General features: G+C 47.5%; 1 protein-coding gene. It reads left to right on the forward strand.

The features are described from left to right. Positions 1 to 223 precede the first annotated feature (223 nt). Positions 224 to 826 (forward strand): hypothetical protein, encoded by a 603-nt coding sequence (locus LWH94_RS19235; RefSeq protein ID WP_232903312.1) that lies wholly within the window; start codon positions 224 to 226, stop codon positions 824 to 826. Positions 827 to 953: the final 127 nt, after the last annotated feature.

A 953-nucleotide genomic window follows, 5' to 3' on the forward strand; every position in this document is an offset into this window, starting at 1 on the left:
CGATTCCACAATAATGGCGGTGGGTGCTATGGTAAAAGTTCATGAGTCTTCTCCCTTGTAGTGCTTGGTCGCCTTCCAGCTTAGCGGGCAACCGCTGGGCTGGGGAGAAGGCTCAATCAGTATCAAGGCCAGGCACGGCGACGGCTTTTTCGTTGCGGCTTCGCCTCCACTACAAAGCCGCGCGTGCTGGCGGCGTTAGGCTTATAGAAAAATGGAGTTCGTAATGAAACAGGTGGTGCTATCACTCTTCATTGTCCTTTTAAGTGCTTGTGCATCGACGAACTGGTCGGCAAGAAACTATCAAGATGAATTTACCGATCAAAAAACGTGCAGAGTAGTTTACGGAACTGATTTTGGTAAGGGAATGGTCAAGGGGTTAGGCGGTATACATTATTATCCCTTCATTGAGAATGGTCCCGATGGTGTTGTTTTTGGGGTGCACAACGATTACGAAGTACCTGTTGGCGATGTTCAGATACGGATTGATGGGAATAACTTTATCTCGATATCGCAATCTGAAACACCTTTGCGCTTTTCCTCAAGCTCCCACGAGATAGATATGTCTTACATGAAAGGCATTGAAGGTGTTGACGCTGAGGCGATGGAGAAATCTATGGCTGCGACTATGGAAAATGTCCAAAAAATGTCAAGCCCGTACACGGCCACAGCGGGTGAAAAAGCGGAGAAGATTGTCGACCAACTTCAAGTAGGCAAAGTGCTCAAAATGCGTATTATCGGATTTGGAGTGAATTCAGTCGCAACAACTACTGGAGAATATGCATTAGGCGAAGATATCAAACAGGCACTGGCTAACTGTGGCATCTAAGCCTAACACATATGAGCCTTCTCGGAATCAACAGACAATAGTGATTTTTTGGCCGCACCAGCGGCCAACCTAAACCCATGAGCGAGAACGCCTGCTTCGCTAGTCTCGTCGAGCTGTCAGGCACTTA

Source organism: Marinobacter sp. G11 (assembly GCF_021282325.1).
Taxonomy (GTDB): domain Bacteria; phylum Pseudomonadota; class Gammaproteobacteria; order Pseudomonadales; family Oleiphilaceae; genus Marinobacter; species Marinobacter vinifirmus.

What these genes read in the sequence shown, in the direction of transcription:
- LWH94_RS19235 (WP_232903312.1), top strand. Translation starts at nt 224, where the DNA reads ATGAAACAGGTGGTGCTATCACTCTTCATTGTCCTTTTAAGTGCTTGT.